Genomic DNA, 26,914 nt, shown 5'->3' on the forward strand with positions numbered 1-26,914 from the left:
TGTTATAATAGGTAAAACATGAAAAAAAGCACTATAAAATTAGCCATGTATCTCAACTACTTTGTATTTGCAATTCTGCTGAACAGCGTGGGAATTGTGATATTAAAGGCGCAAAAAAATTATGGTGTAGATGAATTTCAAGCCAGTGTTCTGGAAGCATACAAGGATTTGCCCATTGCTATAGTTTCGTTTTTAATCGCTTCGTTTTTACCCAGAATTGGATATAAGAAAGCTATGCTTATTGGTTTGGCTTTGGTTTCAGCAGCTTGCGTCAGTATGTATTATGGAAATTCTTTTGGAACGGCCAAATTGCTTTTTGCTACCGTGGGCGTTTCTTTTGCATTGATAAAAGTATCGGTGTATTCACTTATTGGAACCATAACAACCAATCAACACGAACACAATAGTTTAATGAGTAGCATTGAAGGCGTGTTTATGATAGGGATTGCATTAGCATATTTCTTGTTTCCGGCTTTTAATTCAGATGCGAATCCAGATGCTTGGTTGAACGTGTATTGGTTATTGGCCGGTATTTCGTTATTATCTTTTGGTTTTTTATTTTTTACTAAATTCGAAAATAAAATTGAAATTCCGGGCGTTGATCTAGCTGATGACTTCAAACAAATGTTCAAATTATTTGCAAAACTGTTAACCATCGTTTTTGTAATCAGCGCATTCCTATTTGTAATGATTGAGCAGGGAATTATGTCTTGGTTGCCTACTTTCAATAATAAGGTGTTGCATCTTCCAGAGAATATCAGTATCATGATGGCGAGTATTTTGGCTATTTCATTGGCTGTAGGCCGACTTGTTGCTGGGGTAATTACTAAAAGGGTCAATTGGATTTGGGTACTCAGTTTTTGTATTGTAGCAGCTATGCTCATTGTGATTTTTGTACTCCCTAAAACAGTTGGATTGAATGTCAAAGAAATCAATTCATTAAGCGATATTCCTTTGATAGGATTTGCATTTCCGTTAGTAGGACTTTTTATTGCACCGATTTATCCGCTTTTAAATTCAGTAGTTTTAAGTGCCTTGCCAAAAAAATTACACAGTTCTATGACCGGTTTAATTGTGGTTTTCTCGGCACTTGGTGGCACTTTGGGATCAAGAGTTATAGGTTATTTGTTTAAAAATGAAGGGCCGGAAAATGCCTTTTATTACACTTTAATTCCAATGTCATTACTGCTTGTTTCTTTCTTTATTTTAAAAAAACTTACCGCTAAACAATGAAATTCATACTTAACATAGACAAAGTATTCCAGGAACTATTGCTTCAAGAGGATACAGATCAGGATAAAAAAATCACGAAAGACGACAATGGGCCTAAAAAATTTGTTTTGGTTGACGAAAACACCAAACAGGAAGTGGCTATTATAGGTACATATCATTTGTCCAATTTATTACAGGAATTAGCGCAGCTTAAGGAAGCGAATTCAGTATTGGGTGAAGTCGATTTGAGTCGCATTCAAGAGAATCCAGTTCACCGAATTTCAAGAAAAATCAAGGATGATTATTGGGAGGAACTGACTCGTACCATTGATAAAAAAGGGTTGAAACAAATTATTGAAGATGAAAAAACGTCCAGTGATGTGGCAACACTTTATGTTGCTGCCAAAGACAAAACGGGAGTTGCTTATTTTCAAGAATTAGAAAAAGAATTGCCAAATTTTAAAGTTGAAATTCTGCCTGAGAATTATTCGGTGGAATATGTGGAAACTTTAAATGAAAAACCAGGAATTCTGGCTTTGGCTTTGGAACAAAAAATATACAGTCTGCAAGGTGTGCCTTTTGTTGTTCCTGGTGGAAGATTCAACGAAATGTATGGTTGGGACAGCTATTTTATTGGTGTTGGCTTGTTAATAGATGGTCAATTAGACAAAGCAATCGCAATTGCTGAAAATTTTAAATACCAAATTATACAGTATGGTAAAATTCTGAATGCGAATAGAAGTTATTATTTGACCAGAACACAACCGCCTTTGTATTCTTCGTTGCTAATTGAAATTGCAAAAAAGAAAACACCAAGTGTAGACTGGTTAAGAAGTCATTTGGAAACGGTCATTTTGGAATACAATACAGTTTGGATGGTGCAAGGAAATCGCTTGACCCCAACAGGTTTAAACAGGTATAAAGCCGATGGAATTGGAATGCCATTTGAAGTAGAACCGGGGCATTTTGATGATGTTTTAGAGCCGTATGCTAAAAAATACAATTTACCTATTCGAGAATTTGAAAAACAATATTTACAGCGAACGCTTGTTGATGACGAACTGGACATTTATTTTGTTCATGATCGAAGCATGAGAGAAAGCGGGCATGATACAACAAACCGCCTGATAAATACGTGTACTAATTTGAATTCAGTAGATGTCAATAGTTTTCTTTACAAATATGAAAAAGATGTCGCTTACTTGATAAAAGAATATTTTAGTAATGCTTTTCAAAGTGGCGAGATCCTTTACACTTCAGAAGAATGGGAGCAAAAAGCACTTTCCCGTAAAGATAAAATGAATGAATTGTGCTGGAACGAGGACGCAGGTATGTATTTTGATTATGATTTTGTGAGCCATAAGCAGTTCCCGTTTGAAGCGGCGACAACATTTTTTCCTTTGTGGGCTGGGTTATGTGATGAAAATCAGGCCAAAAAATTAGTGGAAATTGCTTTGCCGCAATTTGTGAAAACAGGTGGAATTACAGGAAGCACTAAGGCTAGTATTGCTAATGCTTCAAAAGAGGTGCCGCAACGACAATGGGATTATCCTTTTGGTTGGGCGCCGCACCAAATGTTGCTGTGGGAAGGATTGATTAACTATAATTATCTAGATAAAGCACAAGAAATGGTGTACCGATGGTTGTGGTTGATTACTAGAAATGCAGTGGATTATAATGGAACAATCCCGGAAAAATTTGATTTGGAAATCAGTTCCCATAAAGTTTTTGCCGAATATGGTAATGTAGGGACTGAATTTGATTACATCGCAAAGGAAGGTTTTGGCTGGGTGAATGCGTCCTATCAATATGGATTACAAATTTTGAATGAAGAATTAAAAGCTAAATTAGGAGCGTTGGTTTCTCCTGATGCTATATTTTAGAGCTTAAAAAAAAGTTTTTGTTGTTTGAATGCATATTTTTTTTAACTTTATGATTCACTAAATGAATCAATTATGACAGTTAATCAAATTTTAAGTACTAAAGGGAAGGAAGTGTATTCCATACTTTCCACTAACACTGTTTACGAAGCATTGTCAGTGATGAGTGAAAAAAACATCGGAGCAATTCTTATTATTGAAGATACGATTTTGAAAGGTGTGCTGTCTGAAAGAGATTATGCTCGGAAAATTGTTCTGAAAGCAAAATCTTCAAAGAAAGCCTTTGTTTATGAAATCATGGAGACGGATGTGGTTACAGTAAGTCCATCGGATAATTTGGAGTACTGCATGGAGTTGATGAGTGCCAAAAGAGTGCGTCACCTGCCCGTTTTGGAAAATGAAATTGTAATTGGAATTATCTCAATAAGTGATGTGGTAAAGGCTATAATCGAGATCCAAAAAGAGACTATTCAACATTTAAACTCCTACATTACCCAATAAAAAAGATTCAAAAAAATAATAATTATTTAAAGCTGCATTACGTGTAGCTTTTTTTTTGGAATCAAATCAGACCTTTTTATGCAAAAGAATGGGAGAAAAGTCCTCTCTTTTTAAATCTAGACCCCTATCTTTACGCGCTAGAATAAAATCTAAAAACAATGGAAAAGAATAGCAAAAGAAGAGAAGCATTATTATACCACGCAAAGCCGACTCCTGGTAAAATTCAAGTAGTTCCCACCAAGAAATATGCAACACAAAGAGATTTATCTTTGGCCTATTCTCCTGGTGTAGCTGAGCCGTGTTTAGAAATTGCTAAAGACGTAAACAATGTTTATAAATATACTGCAAAAGGAAATTTAGTTGCAGTGATTACTAATGGAACTGCAGTTTTAGGATTGGGAGACATTGGTCCGGAAGCGTCAAAACCAGTAATGGAAGGAAAAGGGTTGTTGTTTAAAATTTTCGCCAATATCGACGTATTTGATATTGAAATTGGGACAAAAGATATAGAAGAATTCATCCAGACGGTAAAGAACATAGCGCCAACTTTTGGGGGCATTAATCTGGAAGATATCAAAGCACCGGAATCTTTCGAAATAGAAAGACGGCTTGTAGAAGAGCTTAATATACCCGTGATGCACGATGATCAGCATGGTACAGCCATCATTTCTTCGGCAGCATTGCTAAATGCCCTTGAGCTGGCCGGCAAAAATGTAGAAGATGTAAAATTGGTAGTTTCAGGAGCAGGTTCAGCCGCTCTTGCTTGTGCAAATTTATATATTTTACTGGGTGTAAAACTAGAAAATATCCTAATGTATAACAGCAAAGGATTGTTGACCAAAGACAATCCGAAATTGTCTGATTTACAATTAAAATATGCCAAAGACATTTTACCTATCAGTCTTGAAGAAGCTTTAGTTGGTGCTGATGTCTTTTTAGGGTTGTCATCAGGAGATATTATGACCCCTAAAATGTTACAGGGAATGGCTGTAAATCCTATCGTTTTCGCTATGGCAAATCCAGATCCGGAGATTGATTATAATTTAGCCATTGCAACTCGAAAAGATGTGATTATGGCTACTGGAAGGTCTGATTATCCTAATCAAGTGAATAATGTTCTTGGATTTCCTTATATTTTTAGGGGTGCCTTAGACGTGCGTGCGACCAAAATAAATGAAGCCATGAAAATGGCTGCAGTCAAAGCGCTGGCAGCTTTAGCGAAAGAGTCCGTTCCTGAACAAGTGAATATCGCTTACGGGGCTAAAAAGTTAACATTTGGACGGGATTATATTATACCTTCTCCTTTTGACCCAAGATTGATTATAGTTGTTGCTCCGGCGGTAGCTAAAGCAGCAATGGATTCTGGGGTTGCATTGAATCCTATAACGGATTGGGTCAAGTATGAAGAGGAACTTTTAGAGCGTTTAGGGAATGATAATAAAATGGTTCGATTGATTACCAATAGAGCTAAAATGGATCCTAAAAAAATCGTTTTTGCCGAAGCAGATCACTTAGATGTTTTGAAAGCAGCCCAGATAGTATTGGAAGAAGGAATAGGTTTTCCAGTTTTATTGGGGAATAAAGAAATTATTTTAGAATTGAAAGCAGAAATTGGCTTTGATGCCGATGTTGAAATTATTGATCCGAAAATCACTGAAGAAGAAGGTCGAAGAAATAAGTTTGCCACGACATACTGGACCTCCAGACAAAGACGAGGAATCTCATTATTAGATGCTCAGAAGCTGATGCGCGAAAGAAATTATTTTGCGGCTATGATGGTCAATGAAGGCGAAGCTGATGCATTGGTAACAGGATATTCCAGAAGCTATCCTACGGTGGTAAAACCTATTTTACAGCTTATCGAGAAAGCACCTGGGGCTTCGCTGGTGGCTACAACTAATATGATGATGACGGCTCGTGGACCAATGTTTTTATCTGATACGGCTATAAATATTAATCCATCAGCAGATGATTTGGCAAAAATTGCAGTTATGACAGCTAAAACCGCCAGAATGTTTGGAGTAGAGCCAGTCATTGCCATGATTTCCTATTCTAATTTTGGATCTTCCTCAAATGAAAGTGCCACTAAAGTAAGACAAGCGGTTGCTTATTTGCATGAAAATCATCCGGAAATGATTATTGATGGAGAACTTCAGGCTGATTTTGCCCTTAATCCAGAAATGCTGAAAGAGAAATTTCCGTTTTCTAAATTGGCAGGCAAAAAAGTAAACACCCTTATTTTCCCCAATTTGGAATCGGCTAATATCACCTATAAACTGTTGAAAGAACTAAATAAAGTAGATTCTATTGGGCCAATCATGTTAGGGATGGGAAAACCTGTTCACATATTTCAATTGGGAGCCAGTGTTGAGGAAATGGTAAACATGGCAGCTATTGCTGTGATTGATGCTCAGGAAAAACAAAAGAAAAAATAAATTAAATTCAGAAAAGCGTCAAGAAGCTAACAAAGTTAAATTAATGAATTTACTAAAATAGTATGCTAATTTTGTTATATTTGTTAACATATTGTTAATTCATGATAGCACACTTACAAGGGAAACTAGTTGAGAAATCACCCACTCACATAATTATTGATTGTGGTGGCGTAGGTTACCACGTAAATATTTCCTTACATACTTATTCGTTACTTCCTAGTACAGATTTTATAAAAGTGTATACGTATCTTCAGATAAAAGAAGATGCGCATACACTTTTTGGTTTTATGGAAAAGTCAGAAAGAGAAATATTCAAAATGTTATTGTCCGTTTCAGGAATAGGAGCGAGCATAGCAAGAACAATGCTTTCCTCGCTAGATCCTAAACAAATCATACAAGCAATTGCGACTGCGGATGTAATTACTGTTCAGTCTATAAAAGGAATTGGAAGTAAAACAGCACAAAGAGTCATACTGGATCTAAAAGAGAAAGTATTAAAATTATACGACTTAGATGAAGTTTCTATGTCACAGAACAATACAAATCGAGATGAAGCGTTATCAGCTTTGGAAGTTTTAGGTTTTGTACGAAAAACTTCGGAAAAAATTATAGAAAAAATTGTTAAAGAAGATCCGGACGCCACAGTGGAAACAATCATCAAAAAAGCATTGAAAAATCTATAAAAAGGGATTCAAGAAACACGAGTTGTATGCATAAAATTTGTATTTTTTCACTTGTTTTATTTTGTGGTTTTATGTCAAATGCACAAGTAACTCAGGCAGTTCAGGATACCGTAAAAACCGGATTTTCTATAGGGAAGGTACAGTTAAAAAATCCTCAAAGTGTCCTTTCGGCATATACCTATGATCCTGTAACTGACAGGTACATCTATACAAATTCCGTGGATGGTTTTTCTATTAATTACCCTATTATTTTAACACCAAAAGAGTATGAAAATCTTGTTTTGAAGGAATCCATGCGGGATTATTTCAAGAAAAAAGTAGACGCTATTGACGGAAAAAAGGAAGGAAGTGAAATTGCTAAAAGAGATTTATTACCTCGATATTATGTAAAATCAGGGCTTTTTGAATCTGTTTTTGGTAGCAATACCATTGATGTAAAACCTACCGGATCTGTTGAAATGGATTTAGGAATGCGGTATACCAAACAAGACAATCCCTCATTTTCCCCGAGAAACAGGACTACTACTTCATTTGATTTTGATCAAAGAATTAGCATGAGTTTGATGGGAAAGGTAGGGACTCGGCTCAATGTAAATGTAAATTATGATACGCAGTCAACATTTGCTTTTCAAAACCTGATCAAGCTGGAATATGCACCATCAGAGGACGATATTATTCAAAAAATAGAAGTGGGTAATGTCAGCATGCCATTGAATAGTTCCTTGATCCGGGGAGCACAAAGTCTATTTGGTGTAAAAACACAATTACAGTTTGGGAAAACAACAGTCACTGGTGTTTTTTCGGAACAAAAATCGCAGACTAAAAGTTTAATCGCTCAAGGTGGAGGCACAATTGAAGATTTTGAGATGTTTGCCTTAGATTATGATAGTGACAGGCATTTTTTCTTATCCCAATATTTTAGAAACAGGTATGATAAATCCCTGGCAAATTATCCTTTTATTGACAGTAGAGTTCAGATCTCCCGAATCGAAATTTGGGTAACCAATAAGCAAAACCGTGTCACGACCACGAATAATAACCTTAGAAATATTATTGCACTTCAGGATTTAGGGGAAGGACAATTATCGGGTTTGGCAGACAACGAAGTAGTTGTTTTAGATCCATCAACAGGTATTTTTAATAATCCCTTAGATTCTCCTGCTGACAATTCAAATAATGATTATGATCCGGCACAAATTACTACAGGAGGAGGTTTGCTGAATCCCAATATACGTGAAATTGTAACGGCAAACTCCGGTTTTAATGTGACAGTAAGTGAAGCACAGGATTATTCTAAACTAGAAAATGCTCGAAAACTGAATCCAAATGAATATACTTTTAATTCACAATTAGGATATATTTCATTGCAACAACGACTCGCAAATGATGAGGTTCTGGCAGTGGCGTATCAATATACCATAGGCGATCAGGTCTATCAAGTGGGGGAATTTGGTAATGATGGAGTAGATGCAACGGTGGTTACGGGGAATGGTTCCTCAAATCAAGCGGTTATCTCGCAAAGTTTGATATTGAAAATGCTGAAAAGTAATTTGACTAACGTTAGAAACCCTATTTGGAACCTGATGATGAAAAATATCTATCAGATTCAAGGGGGCTATCAATTGAAACAAGAAGATTTCAGATTTAATATTCTCTACACGGATCCTTCGCCTCTAAACTATATTACGGAAGTATCCGGAAGTCCTTTTCCGGATGCTAACAATAAAAATGAAATTCCCCCAAAAGACTATACCGTTACCAGCACACCATTGTTGAAAGTCTTTAATTTAGACAAATTAAATTTCAATAATGATCCGCAAGCCGGAGGTGATGGTTTTTTTGACTTTATGCCAGGGCTGACTATAGATGCTCAAAACGGAAGAATTATTTTTACCACAAAAGAACCGTTTGGAGAATTGTTGTTTTCTAAATTAGCAAACCCCGCTTTAATAGAAAATTATAACAATGTAAGTTCTTATAATGAGAATCAGAAAAAATATGTGTTCCGCAATATGTACCGCAACACCCAATCAGGGGCTTTGCAGGATAGTGAGAAAAATAAGTTCTTATTAAGAGGGAAATACAAATCTACAGGTGGTGATGGAATACCAATTGGCGCTTTTAATGTTCCTAGAGGTTCTGTTGTAGTGACCGCAGCAGGAAGGGTTCTGGTAGAAGGAATTGACTACAGTGTCAATTATCAATTGGGTCGCGTACAGATTTTAGATGCTTCACTTCAAGCCTCTAATACGCCTATTGAGGTGTCATTGGAAAACAACTCTGTTTTTGGCCAGCAAACCAGGCGGTTTATGGGTGTAAATGTAGAGCATAAAATTGCTGATAATTTTGTGGTTGGAGCCACTTTTTTGAAAATGAGCGAAAGGCCATTTACTCAAAAATCGAGTTTTGGACAGGAATCGGTCAACAATACTATTTTTGGATTTAATACTAATTTTTCAACCGAAGTGCCATTCTTGACTCGATTGGTAAATAAATTACCCAATCTGGATACGGATGTGCCTTCTAATCTTTCTATACGAGGCGAAGTTGCTTTCTTGAAACCGGATTCGCCTAAAGCAGATCAATTTCAGGGTGAATCTACGATTTATGTAGATGATTTTGAAGGAACTCAATCTACTATTGATATGCGAAGCCCATATTCTTGGAGTCTTGCATCAACCCCAGAAAAAAACACAACTAGTACGTATGATTTTAATGCCAGTGCCAATGACTTAAGTTACGGGTTTAAAAGGGCTAAATTATCATGGTATTCTATAGATCCGATATTTTATACACAAAAACCATCCGGTGTTTCTAATGAAGACCTTTCATTTAATTCTACCCGAAGAATCTTTAGTCAGGAATTGTATCCCCTGACAGATATCGCCCAAGGGCAATCACAAGTGATAAACACATTAGATTTAAGTTATTATCCTTTAGAACGGGGGCCATATAACAACAGCCTAAATGTTGGTGCAAATGCCAAAGACAATTTTGGTGGAATCATGCGAGCATTAAATTCGACTAATTTCGAACAAGGAAATGTGGAATACATCCAGTTTTGGATTTTAGATCCGTATGTAGGAAATGGTCAGGCAGCACAAACAAATACGGGTAAAATATACTTCAACTTAGGAGAGATATCAGAGGATGTCCTGAAAGATGGAAGAAAACAATATGAAAACGGATTAGGACCGGATCAGATAGTGGCAAATCCACAGCCAATATGGGGCGATGTCCCGGCTTCTCAATCATTGATTTATGCTTTTGACACAAATGTTGATAATAGAAAAAATCAAGACATTGGTTTAGATGGTTTGTCTAATGCTAATGAAGGATCAGTATATACTAATTTTGCTTCTGAGCTGGATCCAGCGGCAGATGACTATACTTTTTACTTGAATGCATCAGGCGGCATTATTGATCGATACAAAATGTACAACGGTACTGATGGCAACTCAACAGTAGATATCAATGATCCTAACAGAGGGTCTACCACTCTTCCTGATGTCGAGGATATCAATAAGGATAATACGATGAATACCATTAATGCGTATTATGAATACAGCATTACTGTCCAGCCCAATATGGCCGTGGGACAAAATTACATTACGGATATTAGAAATACGCAAGTGACCTTGCCCGATGGTTCAAATACAGAGGCCCGATGGCTGCAGTTTAAAATTCCGGTTTCGCAACCTGAAAACACAATAGGAAATATTTCCGACTTTAGATCCATACGGTTCATGAGAATGTTTATGACCGGTTTTGAAGATCAAGTAACGGTTCGTTTTGGAGCCTTAGATTTAGTTCGAGGAGAATGGAGACGCTATACCAATACCCTTGATTTTAATGATACTAACATAGACGATGACAATACTAATTTAGATGTTTTAGCCGTAAATGTTCAGGAAAACAACCAAAGATGTCCTGTTAATTACATTACTCCACCGGGCGTAACGCGTGAACAGCTGTTTAATAACAACACGGTAATTAATCAAAACGAACAATCATTAGCCTTGCGGGTATCCGGAAACGGACTGGAACCATTAGACTCCAGAGCCGTTTTTAAAAATGTTAGTATTGATATGCGCCAATTCAAGAAATTAAAAATGTTTTTGCATGCAGAATCATTACCAAACGAAATTGCACTTCAAGAAAATCAAATGGTAGGTTTCATTCGTTTTGGAAATGATTTTACCCAGAATTTTTACCAAATTGAAATTCCTTTAAAAGTCACCACGCCATCATCAGCATCTAATTCTGATTGCTCGCCTTTGAGTGCCGAAACAGTTTGGCCCGCAGAGAATGAAATTGATTTGTCACTTGCTTTATTAACGCAATTGAAGATTCTGGCTATGAGTATCGATCCTGCCACACTGCCAGTAGATGGGATTTATTATCAAAATGAAGATGAATTGGATTCCTCCCTGGGCAATAAAATAAATAAATTAAGAATAGGAGTTAAGGGGAATCCTAATTTTGGGTTAGTGCGAACCTTAATGGTTGGGGTAAAAAACAATGATGCCCGCAACGATATTAAAGGAGAAGTTTGGTTTAATGAACTTCGCCTGGCCGATATGGATAACAAAGGCGGAATGGCCGCAGTGTTGAATATTGATTCAAATTTAGCTGATTTCGCCACTGTTTCAGCTTCCGGTAGAAAAAGCACTATTGGTTTTGGAGCATTGGAGCAAGGCCCAAATGAAAGAAGCAGAGAAGATACGCAACAGTATACTATTGTTGCTAATGTGAATTTAGGAAAATTACTGCCTCCAAAATGGCAGATTAACCTGCCTTTTAATTACGCTATAGGCGAAGAAACGATAACGCCGGAATACGATCCTTTTAATCAAGATATAAAACTAAAACAGTTACTGGATAAAACCACGGATCAAAATCAAAGAGATAATATTGCCAGTAGAGCTATTGATTATACAAAACGCAAAAGCATAAACTTTATCGGGGTTAGAAAAGAACGTGGTCCGGAACAAAAACAGCATGTTTACGACCCGGAAAACTTTACTTTTTCGCAATCTTTTAATGAAGTAGAAAGACATGATTTTGAAATCGAAGATTATGTGGATCAACAGGTAAACTCTTCTGTAGATTATGCGTACACATTTCAGCCTAAATCAGTGGAGCCGTTCAAGAAAACTAAGTTCATGAAAAACAGTAATTATTGGAAGTTACTGAGTGATTTTAATTTTAATTATTTGCCTTCAAATATTTCGTTTAACAGCAATATTATTAGACAATACAACCGTCAGCAATTCAGACAGGTTGAGGTAGAAGGCATAGGACTTGATCCGTTGTATCGCAGAAATTTTGCTTTTAATTACCAATATGGATTTAATTATAATTTGACAAAATCACTGAAATTAAACTATACCGCTTCATCCAGCAATATTGTAAAAAGCTATTTGAACGAGAATAATGAGCCTATTGATACGTTTACAATTTGGGATAGTTATTGGGACATGGGAGATCCAAATCAACACATGCAACAACTGGTTTTGAATTATGAAATTCCAATTAATAAAATTCCGTTGTTCAGTTTTGTAAAAGCAACGTATTCTTATACCGGTGATTACAGCTGGCAGCGTACTTCTAATGCTTTGTCAGAAATACAAATTGAAGGCGCTAATTATAATCTGGGAAATACCGTTCAAAATGCAAATTCCAATAATTTGAATGCAACATTCAATATGGATTTGTTGTATAAATATTTAGGACTTGCCAAAAACAGTACTAAGACAGTACCTAAACCTAGAATGACTGCTCCAAAACCGGGAGAAAAAATAGTAAATAGGAATGCAAACCAAGCTCCAAAAAACAATCCATTTGTAGATGGTTTGATTGGGATGTTGACTAGTGTCAAAAACATTCAGATGACCTATACACACAATAGCGGTACCGTTTTGCCGGGATACACACCAAGCGTGGGGTTTCTGGGTTCTTCAAGACCATCGTTAGGATTTATTTTTGGAAGTCAGGATGATGTTCGCTTTGAAGCAGCAAAAAATGGATGGCTGACCAATTATCCGGATTTCAACCAAAATTTTTCCCGAGTGACAAATAAATTATTTAAAGCTACAGCAAATGTAGATTTACTGCCGGATTTAAAAATTGATTTGACTTTAGACCGGGCCTACTCTGAAAATTTTTCGGAACAATATGACGTTACCGATGGCGTTTATAACGCAAGATCTCCCTACACTGCCGGGATTTTCTCGATATCGACCGTTCTGATAAAAACTTCCTTTTCGGGTAGTGATGAAAATATATCAGCTGCATTTGATGACTTTAGATCAAACAGGCTTACTGTGGCAAATCGACTGGCAACACAGCGCGGCATCGACATTAATAATCCGAGTAACCTGGATCCGGAAGGATTCCCTTTGGGTTATGGAAAAAATAATCAGGCCGTATTGTTACCAGCGTTTTTAGCTGCTTATTCCGGGGGAGATGCTTCCGCTGTTTCGCTGGGAATTTTTAGAAATTTTCCAATCCCAAACTGGGCTGTGAAATATAATGGACTGATGCGTTATGAAGTTTTTAAAAAGAATTTCAAACGATTCTCCCTGCAGCATAATTACAGGGCTTCATATACGATAAATGCATTCAGATCAAATTTTGAATACGATAAAACACCCGACGGAACTGATGCAAGTGGTAATTTTTTTAATCAAACCATCATGTCTAATATCAATTTAGTAGAGCAATTTAATCCGTTGTTGCGAATGGATTTTGAACTGAAAAGTTCCTTGAAAGTATTGGCCGAAATCAAAAAAGACAGAGCGTTATCCATGAGTTTTGATAATAATTTATTGACCGAAGTCAAAGGAATTGAATATGTGGTTGGGCTAGGCTACCGTTTCAAAGATGTTATTTTTTCTTCCAGACTCGCAGATAATCCCACAGGAATAATAAAAAGCGATATTAATTTGAAAGCAGATTTGTCCTATCGGAACAATCAAACCATTGTAAGGTACTTGGATTATAACAACAATCAGCTGGCAGGCGGTCAAAATTTGTGGTCACTTACCGTAAAAGCTGATTATTCCTTTAGTAAAAACCTTACGGCTATTTTCTATTACGATCATTCTTTTTCTAAAGCAGTAATCTCGACTTCTTTTCCACTGACAAATGTTCGTTCCGGGTTTACACTTCGGTATAATTTTGGGAATTAATTTTCTTTAAATCTAAACCAGATTTGAATTGAGATTGCTACATTTGTCACATAAAATTCAAATTATCATTTAATAATTATCAATTACAATAATATGAACATACCAGCAAATTTAAAGTACACAAAAGATCACGAATGGGTAAGCCTTGAAGGGGATATTGCAACAGTAGGAATCACTGATTTTGCGCAAAAAGAATTAGGTGATATCGTGTATGTTGAGGTGGAAACTTTAGATCAGACTTTAGAGAAAGATGAGGTTTTTGGGACTGTGGAAGCGGTTAAAACGGTTTCTGATTTGTTTCTTCCTCTCTCAGGAGAAATTATCGCTTTTAATGACGCACTAGAGAACACTCCGGAAAGTGTCAACTCAGATCCTTATGGCGCCGGATGGATGGTAAAAATTAAAGTAACTAATGTTGCTGAATTTGATTCGCTTCTTTCGAGTGATTCGTATAAAGAAATTATTGGTGCATAAGCAACTATTTTTGTGGGCAGCTATTGTATGGGCTGGAATTATTGCCTTTTTTTGTTTAATACAATTGAACAATGTCCCTCTTGGGAATGTGTCCAATATAGATAAATATGTCCATGCTTTTTTTCATTTTGTACTAACGTCATTTTGTTATTTGTTTTTAAAAAAACAGATAAGCAGTTCGAATAGTTTAAAACCGTTAGTGTTTTCTTTTTTGTTTTCCTTTTTTTTTGGAATAGTAATCGAGATTTCACAAGAGTTGTTTACCCTTTCCAGACATGCAGACATATATGATGTTTCAGCAAATACATCCGGAGCGGTGCTGGCAGTAGCAATCGCGGTGCTGTTTAAGAAATAAAAACACAAAGATAAAGTCCCACTTCTTGTGGGATTTTATGTTTTAGGCACTAGAAGAGTTGCGGTTTTACGGAACAGGATTTATACTATTTTTAATGTAGTGAAAGTATCAGTTGTAGTATCAAAAATAATTAAATTGTACGATCTAGCACTAAGCTCATGTGCATATAAAATGTATTTTTGTCAGTCAGAGTTCACTATAATTATGAAATCAAAATCGCTATGGATATCAAGCAATATTTAGACTCAACCTATTTGAAAACTGCGGTACAAGCGGGTCTCAGTCATGAAGAAAATACGCTTGTGGCTCAGGGATTTATTCAGGAAGCCATTGAGGAACGCTTTAAACTCATTATGATACGTCCCGAGATGGTTCCTTTAGCTAGAAAAATGATTCTTTCGGCACATTCAAATCTGGAAATAGGAACTGTAATTGATTTTCCGCAGGGCAAATCTTCAATTGAACAGAAGTTGATTGAGGCCGGACAGGCTATAGATAATGGGGCTGATGATCTGGATTTTGTTTGTAATTATGAAGCCTTCAAAAATGGTGAAATTGACTTGGTCAAAGATGAAATTCTAAAGTGCACGCAATTGGGATTGGCCAAAAAGAAAGTTGTAAAGTGGATTATTGAAGTTGCAGCGCTCAATGATAAAGAAATCATCCAATTATCAAGTTTGATTAAAAATGTTATTGTTTCTAATTTTCAGCAAGAGTTGTTCGCTACGATTTTTGTGAAGTCTTCAACCGGATTTTATAAAACGGAAAATAATCTGCCCAATGGCGCTACGATTCCTGCTATAAAAATGATGCTCGAAAATGCGTCGCCTTTACCGGTAAAAGCTGCCGGAGGAGTGCGGACGTATGAGGAAGCTGTTGAAATGATCCGATTAGGCGTAAGACGAATAGGAACTTCGGGAGCTAAAATGATTGCTAACGGTCAAAATTCACACAATGAATATTAGATTTATAAAGGAAATTGAGGTAAAAAAAACAGTGTTTGTAATGCTTTTGTTCCTGTCTTCTTTCTATACAAACGCTCAGCAGATTAATAGTTTACTGCAAGAGTCAGGAAATTCAGCCGAACGATTTCCTGTTTTTCCAGATTGTGTAAACTTGCAATCCAAAACATTAGAAACGTGTTTCTATAATCAGGTTCAGGATTTTGTTTTTCAAAACTTTGAAATTCCAGAGCACCTAGTCCAAAATGATTTTCAAGGAGCGGTAAAAGTGCTCTTTGAAGTAGATAATACGGGGGTATTTAAAGTGATTTATGTAGATGCCATAGCGCAAGACCTGATAAAGGAAACCAAAAGAGTTTTTGCAAAATTGCCTAAAATTCAACCCTCAACCTACAACGGCAACCCCACCTATAATAAGTTTACAATGACGATTGCAATTCCTTTAAAAAACAGGGAAGAAGTTGTTGCTGAAGCTTTGGCGAAAGCCGAATTCCTGCCTAGTAGCAATAAAAAGGTAACAGAACTGGATAGCATCGTGTATAAAAAATTTAATAACCCTGAATTTGATAGCCATTTGAATGTGCCCTTTTCACACAGTTATTATGCGCAATTTGATGCTTCGTTAAATCAAGTGGGGAGCAATAATCATACGGCATCAAAACCATATACATACACGGAGGTGTCAAAATATTATGACTTAAAAGGAGCCAATGAAAAGCTGAAAAAGAATGTTTCCGGCTGGTGGGCCAGAAAACTATGGAATGAGAGTACAGTTGCAATTCAAGGGGAAGACTATTGGTTTACAGTTAACCCTATTTTTGACCTGCAGCTTGGGAAGGCTACCCAAACGGAGGCTTCTTATACTTATGTAAATACACGGGGGATAAATTTTCGTGGTGGTATAGGAAAACAACTCAATTTTACCACAACCATTTTTGAAAGTCAGGGTCGTTTTGCGGATTATTACAATCGGTATGCTGAGTCAATCAAACCGGATGGAGGCAATCCTGCGATTATTCCGGGAATCGGAATTGCAAAAGATTTCAAAACGGATTCGTATGATTTTCCTTTGGCCGAAGCCAATTTGACTTTTGCGCCCAGCAAACATATTGATATGCAATTGGGTTACGGAAGAAATTTTATTGGGGATGGTTATCGCTCTTTGTTAGAAAGTGATGGCGCCAGTCCCTATCCTTATTTTAAATTGAATACTAATTTTTGGAAAATAAAATATACCAATACTTATATGTGGCTTAAAGACGTTCGCCCGGACGCTACGCTGGAAAGAACCTACGCTACGAAGTTTATGGCCAACCATTATTTGAGTTGGAATGTTTCGAACAGGCTGAATCTAGGTTTCTTCGAATCTGTGATTTGGACAAATACCAATGAGAGAGGATTTGACATGAGTTTTGTGAATCCCATAATTTTTTATCGTGCGGTCGAATTTGCTTCGTCAGCAAGAACCGGAAATGCGCTTTTAGGATTGACTTATAAATACAAATGGAGCAACCAGATTAACTTATACGGACAGTTTGTTCTCGATGAATTTTCGCTTGGTGATGTAAAAAAACGGGATAACAGCTGGAAAAATAAATACGGATACCAACTTGGAATTAAATATTTTGATGCTTTCAAAGTAGATAATTTACTATTGAAGTTAGAGTACAATCATGTTCGTCCGTATGTATATTCTCATAGTGCTCCAATCACAAATTATGGACATAATAATCAAAGTATAGGACATCAGTGGGGCGGAAATTTTAAGGAATTTATTGCAATTGCCCGATACCACAAAGGAAGGTATTTTGCTGACGCAAAAGTTACTATGGGAACTCGAGGCCTAGATTTTGGTACAACAGAAGATGTTTTTAATTATGGAGGAAATATTTACAAGGATTATGATGAAAACAGGCCGTTTGACAGTGGTGTAAAAGTGGGTCAAGGAAATAAAACAGCTGTTTTTATTGCGGACTTTCAAGGGGGATATTTAGTCAATCCGGCAACCAACCTAAAGTTTTTTGGAAGCTATATTTACAGGAGTTTCGACCCTTCAAAAAATACGGAAACAACTTTCAATCAGAGCACTAATTGGCTAACTTTAGGATTAAGAGCTGATATTTTTAACTGGTATTTTGACTATTAGTTTTCATTTTCATTTTAAAAAAGTTTTTTATGAATTGTTTTTTGTCAAATCCCTTTTGATACCCTACTTTTGCAAAAGTTTTTACAAAGCAAATCATCTTTAGCATTGAGCACAACACAAAGTACCCTTTCATTAAAATCTATTTATATCGATTTCCGCGAAATCACTAAGGCTCGTTTAGCCGTTAGTGTCGTATTTTCATCTATTGCAGGATTTATGCTTGGGATTTATGATTTGCACTCTTTAGATTGGGCGGTGTTGTTCAAATTAGCTGTAGGCGGGTATTGTATGGTGGGCGCTTCGAATGTCTTTAATCAGGTAATTGAAAAAGATTTAGATGCTTTGATGGACAGGACCAAAAATCGCCCGGTTCCAACGGGAAGAATGTCTCAACGCACTGCATTGCTGGTAGCAAGTTTGCTTACCGTTATAGGAATTGCGATGCTTTATACGATCAACCCGAAGACGGCCATGTTTGGTGCTATTTCCATATTTTTATACACAAGTGTTTATACGCCATTAAAAACAATGACTTCATTGTCCGTTTTTGTGGGGGCATTTCCGGGTGCAATTCCTTTTATGTTGGGGTGGGTAGCGGCAACGGGAGAATTTGGAATAGAGGCAGGAACCTTGTTTTTGATTCAGTTTTTTTGGCAATTTCCACATTTTTGGGCTATTGGTTGGTTTCTATACGAAGATTATGAAAAAGCAGGGTTCTTTATGTTACCAACGGGAAAGAAAGACAAAGGAACCGCTTTGCAGGTTATTCTGTATACAGTGTGGCTTATTTTGGCTTCCTTATTGCCGGTTTTAGGGTATACGGGACGTTTTTTTATCACGCCAATTGCAGCAATTGTTGTATTTTTACTGGGTATTTGGATGCTTTTTTATGCCGTTCGATTGTATAAATTACGAACCGCAAAAGCGGCTAAAACTTTGATGTTAGTTAGTGTAGCCTATATTACTTTGTTACAATTAGTCTATATATTTGATAAATTTTTAAGATAAATTATGGAAATGATAATGACAGCAGCCGAGCAAAAATCAAGAACGGCAAGATCCTATAAATTGATTTTGTTGTTTGCTATGGTGAGTATGACTATGATGTTTGCAGGACTAACGAGTGCTTTTGTAGTGAGTAAATCAAGAGCCGACTGGTTGAAGAATTTTCAATTGCCAATTGCTTTTTACTATAGCACTGCGGCAATTATAGGGTGTAGTGTGACTTTTTACCTAGCCAAAAAAGCGATTCAAAAAGACAATCAAACACAAACTACAATGTTTCTTTTAGCTACTTTAGCATTAGGAATATTGTTTGTTTTTTTGCAGTTTGCAGGTTTTGGAGAAATAGTCGAAAGCGGGTATTATTTCACGGGAAGTGGAAGCTCAATAACGACTACTTTTTTATATGTTGTAACGGTTGTGCACCTGATTCACCTTGCTGGTGGTGTGATTTCACTACTAATTATAATTTATAATCATTTTAAACAAAAATACAATTCATCTCAAACCCTTGGTATAGAACTAGGTGCAATGTACTGGCACTTTTTGGATCTATTATGGGTTTATTTGTTTTTGTTTTTATATTTCTTTAAATAAGAAAAAAACGTAAATTTGGGAACTTTTTAACGAATAATTTTTATGGAAGCGACAGTTACTACTGCAAATAGTGAAGAGAAAACTTGGGGAGGCGGCAATGAGCCAATGAGGGCAAGTTATGGCAAATTGATGATGTGGTTTTTTATCGTATCGGATGCTTTAACGTTCTCTGGATTTTTAGCCGCGTATGGTTTTTCTAGATTTAAATTTATTGAGACATGGCCGTTGGCTGATGAAGTGTTTACACACTTTCCATTTATGCACGGGGTATCTGCTCCGATGTATTATGTAGCATTAATGACTTTTATTTTGATCTTTTCATCTGTGACTATGGTTTTGGCCGTTGACGCAGGGCATCAAATGAAAAAAAATAAAGTAATCCTTTATATGTTTTTGACTATTATTGGAGGTTTGATTTTCGTAGGGTCTCAAGCTTGGGAATGGAAAAATTTCATCAAAGGCGAATACGGCGCTATTGAAACAAAAGGAGGTAGTTTGCTTCAGTTTGTTGATAAAGACGGAAATCGTGTAGCTTTGGCTGATTTTGCTGCCAATCTGCACGAAGAAAGAGAGCAATTGACTCCAAATAAAGCCAAATGGTTTATGAGTGAGCCATCATTACCTTCCTATTCTGTAGTCGAGGTTCAAGCCGGTTTCAAAGCACATCCTGAACTTTTGATTCGAACAGAAGTGATGACCGCAACCAAACAGAAAACAATTCTTTCTAGAGAAGAATCCGTATCTAGATTGGGTCAGGCACATTATGTTGTGGAAGGCGCAAATCTGGTCAGAAATGAATATGGAAGTAAATTATTTGCTGATTTCTTTTTCTTTATTACCGGTTTTCACGGTTTTCACGTTATTTCAGGAATAATAATTAATATTATTATATTTTTTAATGTATTAATTGGAACCTATGAAAAAAGAGGTAGCTACGAAATGGTAGAAAAAGTGGGGCTCTATTGGCATTTTGTCGATTTAGTTTGGGTGTTTGTATTCACCGTTTTCTATCTTGTTTAATTTTCAAAAAAAGTAATTATCATGTCACACGTACACGTATCTAACATAGGCAGAATCTGGAAAGTTTTCGGAATATTATCTGCCGTTACCATAATAGAAGTTATTCTTGGGATTTTGAAACCTGAAGTTCTTCACATGAATAATTTTATGGGTATGAATTTGCTTAACTGGATATTTTATGGCCTTACAATTTATAAGGCGTACTATATAGTTTGGGCCTTCATGCACATGGAGGGTGAAAAAAGTAGTTTAAGAAGTGCAGTTGTTTTGCCTTTAATTTTCTTGATCATTTACCTGCTTTTCATTCTTTTGACAGAAGGAGATTATATTCATGAGGTTTTTAAAAATTCCACGATTAAATGGAATTTTTAACACGATATTAATTCAAAAAAGGGTGCGCATTGCGTGCCTTTTTTTATTTTTGTACTTTAATAAATAGCATTGTCACAATGAAAAAAAATAGTGTTCTTTTTGTTCTTTTTATTTTACCCATCGTTGCGTACCTCTTTTTTGCTTCTGGTGTAAACAGTTTTACAAAACTTCCTATTGTAACCCCTAAAACAGCTGATTTTGGAGATTGGTCTACTTTAGACGGAGGAAAAATCAGTTTAAATGATAAGGTTACCGTTCTGGGGTTTTCAGGGACAGATCTTTTGATAAACCGAGGCAACCTTTTTAACCTAAATCAGAAAATTTATCAAACGTATCATAAGTTTAAAGATGTCCAGTTCGTAGTAATTTGCCCTATAGGGACTGAGAAAGATGCGAAGAAAGTAGTTGATGCCTTGTCTGCTTTTACAGATATGGCACAATGGCGTTTTGTGTTTGCCTCAGCTGAAGAAATTCAAGCGTATCACAAGCAATTAAAACTGATCGAGAACCTTGACCAAAAGTTAGGGACTCCCAAAGTGTATATCATCGATAAAGAACGCAATCTTCGAGGGAGGAAATTAGTAAAAGATACCAAAGAGGGGTATAATACGTTTCACCCCGCTGAGTTAAGCAATGAAATGCTGGATGATTTTAAAGTCATTTTGTATGAATATCGCGCTGCTCTGAAGAAAAATAAGAATGCCAGTAGAAAAATTTAAATTTATAGTTTATGTTTAAGAATAAATCATATATCGGTATTTCGTTTATTATTTTGATTTTTGGCATCTATGCGATTCCAAAAATTGTAGATAGAATTAAAAATGACAAAGTGGTTCAGGGCGACCGTCTTGACAGTGTGAGGCCTGCAGTTATAGAAGGTGAGAAGCTAACTAAAATTGGTCCAGCCCCACAATTCGAATTGACAAATCAAGACAATAAAAAAATAACGAATGAAACCTACAAAGGAAAGGTCTATGTTTTAGAGTTTTTCTTTTCAACTTGTCCTACTATTTGTCCAAAGATGAATGAAAGTATGCTTCTTATTGAAAAAAGTTTTTTCGGAAATCCTAATTTTGGGATCGTTTCTATTACTATAGATCCAGAGCACGATACTGCAGAAGTATTAAAAGAGCATGCAGACTTTTTAGGAGTAAAATCTACGAATTGGAATTTTTTGACCGGGGATAAAGCCTATATTTTTAATTTGGCCAATAAGGGATTTAATCTTTATGCTGGGGAAAATAATAAAGCAGCAGGTGGATTCGAGCATTCAGGATTGTTTGCCTTGATTGATAAGAATGGAAATATTCGTTGTAGAAAAGATGATTTTGGGAATCCAATTTTATATTACGATGGTTTAGATAAAAAAGGAGTAAGGAACATCCAACAGGATATTAATATTTTATTAAAAGAGTAAATGGAAAACAGTTCTTTAGAAAAAAAATACAATACGCTAATTATAGCGGTATCGGTACTAATACCAGTGGTTGTGGCTATACTCTTTGGGGTCAAATTAAAAGATTTGGGATATAATGTAGCGCCTCTTTCTTTTTTGCCACCCATTTATGCTGCCACTAATGGGGTTACTGCGATTTTGTTAGTAGCAGCCGTAGTAGCAATTAAAAACGGAAAAAGAAAATTACACGAAAGGTTGATGACAGGCGCTATTGCATTGTCTATTGCCTTCTTGGTAATGTATGTTGCCTATCACATGACGTCCGTTTCTGCTATTTTTGGAGATTCTAACCATAATCTTATATTAGAGGATTCTGAAAGAGTAACTATAGGATCATTACGAATCGTTTATTTATTGATTTTAATCACGCATATTATTTTATCGATTGCGATTATTCCAATGGTTTTAATTACGTACGTTAGAGCATTAGCACAAAATTTTGAAAGTCATAAAAAGATCTCCAAAATTACTTTCCCAATCTGGTTGTATGTCGCCGTTACCGGAGTAATTGTTTATTTAATGATTTCCCCTTATTATGTATATTAAAAGTAAAAGCCAGATTTCAAAAACCAAGAGTATCATCAGAAAGTGGTCCGTATCTATATTTGTACTAATTTGTTTTCTTTTTTCGTCCTCTGTAAAGGCCCAATGTGCGATGTGTCGCGCAGCATTGACGAGTGAAGGAAATACCACTACAGCAGCGGCGGTTAATGACGGAATTGTATATTTAATGGTAATTCCTTATCTTCTGGTTGCAGGGATTGGTTACGCTATTTATCGAATGAAAAAAAACAAATCCAGTTAAACAGCACTTTTTATTTTTTTTAAAATGGAAAAATTATTTCAGGCTGTTTATAGCGACATTGATGGTTCCTTTTACTTTTATAAAGGCTAAGATGGCTTGATTTGTCAATTGGATTCTTTGAAATTGAATGTTTTCCATTTTTCCATTGATGAACACGCCTTGCATTGGAGAATAATTTTTTAGATAAGGCAGTATATTTTTTTGACCCTCTTCAAGATTTGGTATCAAGGAATATCGGCAAGATTGTTCCATTTTTCGCAATACAAATCCTTGTGCAAGCCAACTAGCAGTGCGCATCAATTTATTTTTGGTATCCAAAGCATAGGTCAATTGATCAAAATAGATCTCTTTTGTTTGTTCATTATATTTGGGTAATCCGGACAAATAGAGTGTTCCGTTTACAGATCCTGTTATTTCTAGCGCAATAATCATTTTTCCGGTTTTGTGCCAAATTGCTACATTTTGCACTTTTACTTTCTTTGATCCTGAGCTAAATTCCTGGCCTGCAAAATTCTTGGTCATTATTTTTGAAGCCTCCTGATAGGTCGAAACAGCAATGATATTTGCAGTGATGGCTTCTGGAATTTTAGTAACTGGTTTTAAAATGATCTTTGAGGCATCAAATTTAGAATCAGGTTCTTGTCCTATTATGGTTTCCATGTTGCATTTCATCCCCATTTGCAACACAAAAGTGTCTTTTTTTAGTTGGGCATTTGTAGAATAAATTTCAATAGGAACAATACGAAGCCAACTGTTATAAGTAGTACTCATTTGAAAAGGGGTGCAAATTTTTTCTAAAGCGGCCAAGACATTCGGCTTGAAATCCATTGATTTCGCAATAGCGGCATCAATTTTATTTTCGATTTTCGATTTAAATAATTGGATGGCAGGATTGATTAAATAGGTAACTGGAACATTTTTTCCAAAAACACGCATCGTTGGGCTTTCATTCCAGTCTAATGATTGCAGTTGTGTTGTGGTATTCAGTTTCCAATTGGTTAAGCTAATTTCGCTTACTAAAGTGATCACGCCATTCAGGTTGAATTCCCGCGTATCATACAATTCAATACCCATTTTTTTAGTGCCAATTCGGTATTTCACAACCGCTTTTAAGGGTAAAATAGTTTTTATTTTTTCTCCTGAGTTCTCCGGGTCATTCACGATACTTATTGGTGCCAATTTCCAAACTTTCATTTCAATGCCATCATCGTTAATGTTGTTGTCTTCGTAAATCAAGCCGTTCATTAGAGTGTTGGTTTGGTTTTGAATTTCTTTCAGTTTGATACTGATGGGCAAGTTGATAAAGGACGGAGTATTTTCATAGACTAATGGTGTTGCGTCGTCAGGCTCAGGTTTCAAAGCTTCAATTTGATTTGTTGACGAACAGCTAAAAAATAAAATTATAGAACAGAGTGTAAGCAGGGTTGATAGCGTTTTTGGCATTTAATTCGGGTTTAAAGCGGTAAAATTAATAAAACTATTCTTTTTTAAGATTAAAGTGTAACATTTTATCTGCAACGAAGTCTTATGGTTAAAATCCTTGAAGTCATTCTTTTTATTTCCGTATAATTTACTGTTGAAACTAATTAAATAGTGTTTTAAAATTGCCAGATTATGATTGAAATTAAAGACCTGTACAAATCGTATAAAATATGAAGTTCTGATCTACATGTTTTAAAAGGGATTAATTTCAATATCAAGGAAGGCGAGCTAGTGGCCATTATGGGTTCCCCTGGTTCAGGGAAATTAACACTATTAAACATACTTGGAATTCTGGATGAGGCAGATTCCGGGAATTACAATTTAGATACTGTTCCTGTAAAAGTAGGGAATCAGGTTGTTGAAAGTAATAACTTCAATGAAGGGACAACAATTGCAAGTGTTGCAGATGTAGGCCGAATGATATTTGTGGGAAAAATTGATGAGTCAGAAGTGGGCGAAATAAAAGAAAAATTACCCATCGAAATTACCATTGGCGCTATCGAGAACAAAAAATTTGGCGCCGTATTGCAATACATTGCTCCAAAAGGTAAAACTGAAAATGGTGCCATCCAATTTGAAATCAAAGCATCATTAGCCAATAGTGAGAACACTTTTATTCGCGCTGGTTTGAGAGTAAATGTGTCAATTATACTTGAAAAAGTGGATAAGGTATTGGCGCTGAAAGTGGCGCTGATTCAATTTGATAAGAAGACACAAAAACCATACGTAGAGATTCAAACGGGGACGCAGGAATTTATAAGAAAGGAGTTAATCTTGGGTATCAGCGATGGTATTTATGTCGAAATCAAAAGTGGAATTAAAGCTTCCGATACGATTAAAGTTTGGAATCAAGGCTTAAAAAGCGAAGAAGTGAAACCCTAAATCTGTACTTAAAAAAGAAATTCAGTTTTTTAAAAAATGTTAAATATGTGTAGTACCTTTGTTACACTTTCATCTAAAATATATGAAAAAAAATAGTTATATCAGTTTCGTTTTTATCACGCTGTTCAGTTTGTCTATTCAGGCGCAATCCAAAAAATGGACCCTCGAGGAATGCGTGAAATATGCCATTCAAAACAATATTTCCATCAAGCAATCTGAATTAGATAGTAAAACAGCTCTTATTGATAAAAAAGGAGCCATCGGAAATTTTCTGCCGTCTTTAAATGCAAATGCATCACATTCCTGGAACATTGGTTTGAATCAGGATATTACAACAGGGCTTTTGCAGAACCAAACGACGCAGTTTACTTCGGCTGGAGCCAATGTTGGAGTGGATATTTATAAAGGACTGCAAAATCAAAATACACTTCGAAGAGCTAATCTTTCAATTGTGGCGGCTAAATACCAATTACTCAAAATGCAGGAGGATATTGCCCTGAATGTTGCCAACGCTTTCTTACAGATTCTTTTTAATAAAGAAAATCTAAAAGTACAAAAAGAACAGTTGGAAATTAATGAAAAACAATATGTACGCTCTGAAGAATTAGTTAAAGCAGGTTCAATTCCTCGTGGGGATTTATTAGATATCAAAGCTACAGTAGCATTGAACAATCAAAATGTTATTGCTGCAGATAATGCTTTATTAATTTCTAAATTAAGTTTAGCGCAGTTGTTGCAATTAAAAGAGTTTGAAGATTTTGATGTAGTAGATGATACTGACATTAGAGATAAAAATAATATAATGGTACAAACTCCAGCTGCTATTTATGACAAAGCATTGGAAAACAGAACTGAACTGAAAATTGCCAGAACAAATCTGGAGATTGCACAGAAAGATCTGGAGATTGCCAAAGGAGCTTTTCAACCTACTTTACAAGGTTTTTACAGCTTTAATAGCAGAGTTTCTTATGCTGATGTCCCTTTCTTTGATAGTATGAGGAATCTAATTGGCACTAAAAATTCAGCTCCGTTTTTCGAACAGTTTAATAGTAATAAAGGACAGTCTTTTGGAGCACAATTGTCGATTCCGATATTCAATGGGTTTTCGGTGAGGAACAATGTAGAACGTTCAAAAGTAAGTTTAGAACGGTCAAAAATTGCAGTGGAACAGCAGGATTTAGATTTGCAGCGTAATGTTTTTACTGCCTTTACAGATGCTAAAGGCGCACTAAATACCTATGAATCCTCAGTTGTGGCACTTGAGGCGAGACAAGGCGCTTACGATTATGCCAAAGAAAAATATGATGTAGGTTTGATGAATTCATTTGATTTTAATCAATCACAAACCTTACTGACGAATGCACAATCAGAAATTATTAGAACCAAATACGATTATATTTTTAAAATCAAAATACTAGAATTCTATTTTGGAATTCCAATTATCAAATACTAATTTA

At 35.9% G+C, this 26,914-nt stretch carries 21 protein-coding genes; 20 read left to right on the forward strand and 1 reads right to left on the reverse strand.

Translation table 11 applies throughout. The features are described from left to right. The first annotated feature begins 18 nt into the window (after nt 1–18). From EKM05_RS09270 to EKM05_RS14840, 18 genes are all read left to right on the forward strand, one after another. Complete coding sequence (locus tag EKM05_RS09270) at nt 19–1,233, forward strand: sugar MFS transporter (protein ID WP_126454187.1); 1,215 nt, start codon at nt 19–21, stop codon at nt 1,231–1,233. Then, on the forward strand, nt 1,230–3,095 hold the full coding sequence (locus EKM05_RS09275; protein WP_126554767.1) for a trehalase family glycosidase: 1,866 nt from the start codon (nt 1,230–1,232) through the stop codon (nt 3,093–3,095). Before EKM05_RS09270 ends, EKM05_RS09275 begins: the two co-directional genes overlap by 4 nt. Nucleotides 3,096–3,167: 72 nt before the next feature. Continuing rightward, a complete protein-coding gene (locus tag EKM05_RS09280; protein ID WP_126458474.1) occupies nt 3,168–3,593 on the forward strand; it encodes a CBS domain-containing protein in 426 nt (141 codons plus the stop codon). 158 nt (nt 3,594–3,751) lie between these two features. Continuing rightward, nucleotides 3,752–6,028, forward strand: a complete 2,277-nt coding sequence (locus tag EKM05_RS09285; protein WP_126554769.1) for an NADP-dependent malic enzyme — start codon at nt 3,752–3,754, stop codon at nt 6,026–6,028. A gap of 101 nt (nt 6,029–6,129) precedes the next feature. Next, complete coding sequence (gene ruvA / locus EKM05_RS09290) at nt 6,130–6,711, forward strand: Holliday junction branch migration protein RuvA (RefSeq protein ID WP_126458479.1); 582 nt, start codon at nt 6,130–6,132, stop codon at nt 6,709–6,711. Between the two features lie 26 nt (nt 6,712–6,737). After that, the gene (sprA, locus tag EKM05_RS09295; RefSeq protein WP_126554771.1) at nt 6,738–13,904 is read left to right on the forward strand and encodes a cell surface protein SprA; all 7,167 of its coding nucleotides are present in this window, start codon (nt 6,738–6,740) and stop codon (nt 13,902–13,904) included. Between the two features lie 93 nt (nt 13,905–13,997). After that, the gene (gene gcvH / locus EKM05_RS09300; RefSeq protein WP_126454175.1) at nt 13,998–14,378 is read left to right on the forward strand and encodes a glycine cleavage system protein GcvH; all 381 of its coding nucleotides are present in this window, start codon (nt 13,998–14,000) and stop codon (nt 14,376–14,378) included. Beyond that, nucleotides 14,317–14,733, forward strand: a complete 417-nt coding sequence (locus EKM05_RS14835) for a VanZ family protein (RefSeq protein ID WP_126454173.1) — start codon at nt 14,317–14,319, stop codon at nt 14,731–14,733. Before gcvH ends, EKM05_RS14835 begins: the two co-directional genes overlap by 62 nt. Before the next feature lie 221 nt (nt 14,734–14,954). After that, the gene (gene deoC / locus EKM05_RS09310; RefSeq protein WP_126554899.1) at nt 14,955–15,698 is read left to right on the forward strand and encodes a deoxyribose-phosphate aldolase; all 744 of its coding nucleotides are present in this window, start codon (nt 14,955–14,957) and stop codon (nt 15,696–15,698) included. Continuing rightward, nucleotides 15,688–17,841: a gliding motility protein RemB gene (locus tag EKM05_RS09315; protein WP_126554774.1), complete on the forward strand. Its 2,154-nt coding sequence runs from the start codon at nt 15,688–15,690 to the stop codon at nt 17,839–17,841. Before deoC ends, EKM05_RS09315 begins: the two co-directional genes overlap by 11 nt. Before the next feature lie 105 nt (nt 17,842–17,946). Further along, nucleotides 17,947–18,849 (forward strand): heme o synthase, encoded by a 903-nt coding sequence (gene cyoE / locus EKM05_RS09320; protein WP_126554776.1) that lies wholly within the window; start codon nt 17,947–17,949, stop codon nt 18,847–18,849. Nucleotides 18,850–18,852: 3 nt separating this feature from the next. Continuing rightward, nucleotides 18,853–19,440 (forward strand): cytochrome c oxidase subunit 3, encoded by a 588-nt coding sequence (locus EKM05_RS09325; RefSeq protein ID WP_126458492.1) that lies wholly within the window; start codon nt 18,853–18,855, stop codon nt 19,438–19,440. Nucleotides 19,441–19,482: 42 nt separating this feature from the next. After that, the gene (locus EKM05_RS09330) at nt 19,483–20,460 is read left to right on the forward strand and encodes a cytochrome c oxidase subunit 3 (protein ID WP_126554778.1); all 978 of its coding nucleotides are present in this window, start codon (nt 19,483–19,485) and stop codon (nt 20,458–20,460) included. Nucleotides 20,461–20,481: 21 nt separating this feature from the next. Beyond that, nucleotides 20,482–20,832, forward strand: a complete 351-nt coding sequence (locus EKM05_RS09335) for a cytochrome C oxidase subunit IV family protein (RefSeq protein ID WP_126454166.1) — start codon at nt 20,482–20,484, stop codon at nt 20,830–20,832. Nucleotides 20,833–20,909: 77 nt separating this feature from the next. Continuing rightward, nucleotides 20,910–21,551: a hypothetical protein gene (locus EKM05_RS09340; protein WP_126458498.1), complete on the forward strand. Its 642-nt coding sequence runs from the start codon at nt 20,910–20,912 to the stop codon at nt 21,549–21,551. An 11-nt stretch (nt 21,552–21,562) separates the two neighbouring features. Continuing rightward, nucleotides 21,563–22,249: an SCO family protein gene (locus EKM05_RS09345; RefSeq protein ID WP_126554780.1), complete on the forward strand. Its 687-nt coding sequence runs from the start codon at nt 21,563–21,565 to the stop codon at nt 22,247–22,249. Next, nucleotides 22,250–22,834, forward strand: coding sequence for a DUF420 domain-containing protein (locus EKM05_RS09350; RefSeq protein WP_126554782.1), 585 nt, complete (start codon nt 22,250–22,252; stop codon nt 22,832–22,834). Between the two features lie 109 nt (nt 22,835–22,943). After that, entirely contained in the window at nt 22,944–23,093 is a 150-nt protein-coding gene (locus EKM05_RS14840) for a hypothetical protein (RefSeq protein ID WP_317125129.1), read from the forward strand. Between the two features lie 33 nt (nt 23,094–23,126). Here the strand turns inward: EKM05_RS14840 and EKM05_RS09360 are convergent, their stop codons facing one another. Continuing rightward, nucleotides 23,127–24,536: a DUF4403 family protein gene (locus EKM05_RS09360; protein ID WP_126554784.1), complete on the reverse strand. Its 1,410-nt coding sequence runs from the start codon at nt 24,534–24,536 to the stop codon at nt 23,127–23,129. A gap of 240 nt (nt 24,537–24,776) precedes the next feature. Here EKM05_RS09360 and EKM05_RS09365 point away from each other — a divergent pair, with 240 nt between their 5' ends. Both EKM05_RS09365 and EKM05_RS09370 read left to right on the forward strand, forming a co-directional pair. Further along, nucleotides 24,777–25,457 (forward strand): efflux RND transporter periplasmic adaptor subunit, encoded by a 681-nt coding sequence (locus EKM05_RS09365; RefSeq protein WP_199745211.1) that lies wholly within the window; start codon nt 24,777–24,779, stop codon nt 25,455–25,457. Between the two features lie 82 nt (nt 25,458–25,539). Next, nucleotides 25,540–26,910: a TolC family protein gene (locus tag EKM05_RS09370; protein WP_126554788.1), complete on the forward strand. Its 1,371-nt coding sequence runs from the start codon at nt 25,540–25,542 to the stop codon at nt 26,908–26,910. Nucleotides 26,911–26,914 lie beyond the last annotated feature (4 nt).

The sequence above is a fragment of the Flavobacterium sp. GSP27 genome (assembly GCF_003970395.1).
Taxonomy (GTDB): domain Bacteria; phylum Bacteroidota; class Bacteroidia; order Flavobacteriales; family Flavobacteriaceae; genus Flavobacterium.